Below are 2,622 nucleotides of genomic sequence, written 5' to 3' on the forward strand. Positions count from 1 at the left end.
CCGCACCGCCCGCACCGGCGCCCAGCAGCGCCGCCCCGGAGCCGCCCGCGCCGAGCCCGAGCAGCAGCCCCAGTCCCAGCCCCAAGCCCAGCGCGAAGCCGAGCCACGCCCCGGCGGCCACCCGGGCTCCGCAGAGCGAACCGCCCGCCGCGCCCGTCGAGCGCATCCCCGAGCCACCCGTCGTCCCGACCCCGGCCCTGCCGCCGGTGCCGACACCGGACGTGCCCGTCGTCCCGACGCCGACCCTGCCGCCGGTGCCCGAGCCGACCGTCACCCCGCCCACCCCGCCCACCCCGCCCGCGCCCACCGACTTCTGGGGCGACTCGCTGCCCGTGGTCAAGCCCGGCAACAACCGGGTGCCGCCCGAGGGGCCGAGCATCCGGCAGAAGGGCAGCGACCGGTTCTGGCAGCGCGACGGCGGCTGGATCGGCGGCGACTACCTCCCCCACGCCATCACCGTGCGCGCCCCGGCGACCACGCTGATCGACCTCAACCGCAGCTGCACGTCCTTCGACGCCGTCGCCGGAGTCGACGACGCCACGCTCGGCCCCGGCGGGGTGGTCTTCACCGTCCAGGGCGGCGACGGCAGCACCCTGTGGCGCTCCCGGACCCTCGCCGTCGGCGACGACGCGGTGCCGGTGCACGTACCGCTCGCCGGGCAGAAGTCCATCCGGCTGGTGGTCACGCCGGCCCACGGGATCTGGTCGGCGCTCAACGTCGCGGACTGGGCGCGGGCCCGGTTCAGGTGCTCCTGACCGTCCGGACACGGCTCGGGGCCCGTTCCGGGGCTGGTGACAGCTCCTGGAACGGGCCCCTTCCGTACGACGGCGGTCGCGGCCGGCGTCAGACCGCGCAGGAACCGTCCGCGCAGGCCTCCCCGGCCGGGGCGACCGGCACCGGCGCCGGGCGGCGCTCACCGATCTCGGCGGCGACCTGCTCCAGCACCTTGCGGAAGGTCGCGGCATCCTGCCCGCCCTGGACCGCCCACTTGCCCTCGAACACGAAGGTCGGCACGGCGGTGATGCCCAGCTCACGGGCCTCCGCCAGCTGGGCGCGGACCTCGGCGGTGCCCTCGTCGCCCGCCAGGTAGGCCGTCACCCGCGCGCGGTCCAGGCCCGCCGCCACGGCGACGTCCGCCAGCGCGGCGCGGTCGCCCACATCCACGCCGTCGGTGAAGTGCGCCTTCAGCAGCGCCTCCTTCAGCCGGCCCTGCGCCTCGGCGCCGTACTCGGCCTCGGCGAGGTGCAGCAGGCGGTGGCCCAGGAAGGTGTTGGCGTGCAGGGCCGCGTCGAAGTCGTACGTGATGCCCTCGGCCAGGCCCAGCTCGGCGACCCGCGCGTCCATCGCGACCGACTGCGGTCCGTAGCGCTCGGCCAGCCAGGCGCGGTGCGGGCTCGCCGTCTCCGGCGCGTCCGGGACCAGCTGGTACGGGCGGTAGACGACCTCGACGCCCTCCTTGCCGGGGAAGTCCGCCAGGGCCTGCTCGAAACGGCGCTTACCGATGTAGCACCAGGGGCAGGCGATGTCGGACCAGATCTCGACCTTCATGTTCGGGGGCTCCAGGGGCGTGTCGGGGCGGATGTACGAGATAGGTGAACGATGAACCATCTCGGTACATTCCCGACACCCGCCGAAGCGGCCGACACCGCCGGATCAGACCTCCTCGGGCGCCGGGACCACCAGGACCGGGCAGGCCGCGTGGTGCACCGCCGCCGAACTCACCGACCCCAGCAGCAGCCGGGCGAACCCCCCGTTGCCCCGGGTGCCGACCACCAGCGTGTGCTGCCGGGTCGACGCCTCCAGCAGCACCTCGATCACATTGCCCAGCACCACGTGCAGCGACATCTCCCCCGCGTACGGCCGCACCCGCTGCCGCAGCACCGTCGACACCGCCCGGCGCAGCCCGTCCGCCATGCTCTCGACCAGCGTCTCCACGCTCTCCTGCACCAGCTCCGCCATCCCCGGCGGGTACCCGGCCGGCGCCGGGTTCACCACGGCCAGCACGTACAGCGGCAGCCCGAACAGCTCCGCCTCCGTCATCGCCCGGTCCAACGCCCACAGCGACCCGTCCGACCCGTCGCACGCCGCCAGCACCCCCGGCGGCCGCCCCGTCGGCGGCCGCCCCAGCACCGACAGCACCACGGGAACCTCCCGCCCCGGGCTCACACCGGCCACCGCACACCTTCCTCACCACGGACTCACAGCCCCGACATCATCACCTGCTCGCCCGGATCCCCCCGGCCAGCCGCGCCGGGGGGAGGAGGCGGGGGCCGCGGGCGGCGAGTGGTCAGGGGGTGAGGGCCGGGGGGTGGGGGTGGGGGAGGCCGGTCCAGCAGGCGCCGTGGCGGCGGGCGCGGAGGCGGCGGAGCCAGAGTTCGGTGGAGACCAGGTCGGCCAGGCCGGCGAGGGCGGTCGGGGAGAGCGGGGCGGTGAGGCCGGCGCGGACGGCGGGGAGGTCGATGAGGCCGGCTTCGGCGAGGAGGGGGGCGTCGAAGAGTTCGGCGAGGCCGTCGGCGGCGAGGCGCAGGCCGGCCCGGGCGGCGGCGGTGCGGTCGGGGCGGGGACCGCGGCCCCAGTCGGGGGGCAGGTCGGTGCGGCCGGCGCCGGTGAGGACGGCGTGCA

Annotated in this window: 3 protein-coding genes and 1 pseudogene; 1 reads left to right on the forward strand and 3 read right to left on the reverse strand. The window is 76.2% G+C overall.

Annotated features, from left to right (window positions below; translation table 11 throughout):
• Positions 1-206 precede the first annotated feature (206 nt).
• A complete protein-coding gene (locus tag BG452_RS32415) occupies positions 207-755 on the forward strand; it encodes an NPCBM/NEW2 domain-containing protein (RefSeq protein WP_188307929.1) in 549 nt (182 codons plus the stop codon).
• Positions 756-843: 88 nt separating this feature from the next.
• Here BG452_RS32415 and BG452_RS32420 read toward each other — a convergent pair whose 3' ends face one another.
• The 3 genes and pseudogenes from BG452_RS32420 to BG452_RS32430 form a co-directional block, all read right to left on the reverse strand.
• Positions 844-1,548 (reverse strand): DsbA family oxidoreductase, encoded by a 705-nt coding sequence (locus BG452_RS32420; RefSeq protein WP_188307930.1) that lies wholly within the window; start codon positions 1,546-1,548, stop codon positions 844-846.
• Positions 1,549-1,653: 105 nt separating this feature from the next.
• The gene (locus BG452_RS32425; RefSeq protein ID WP_188307931.1) at positions 1,654-2,175 is read right to left on the reverse strand and encodes a universal stress protein; all 522 of its coding nucleotides are present in this window, start codon (positions 2,173-2,175) and stop codon (positions 1,654-1,656) included.
• A 112-nt stretch (positions 2,176-2,287) separates the two neighbouring features.
• Positions 2,288-2,622, reverse strand: a pseudogene (locus BG452_RS32430) (asparagine synthase); the annotation flags it as partial.

Origin of the sequence: Streptomyces sp. CBMA123, from assembly GCF_014596465.1 — a bacterium.
GTDB lineage: Bacteria > Actinomycetota > Actinomycetes > Streptomycetales > Streptomycetaceae > Kitasatospora.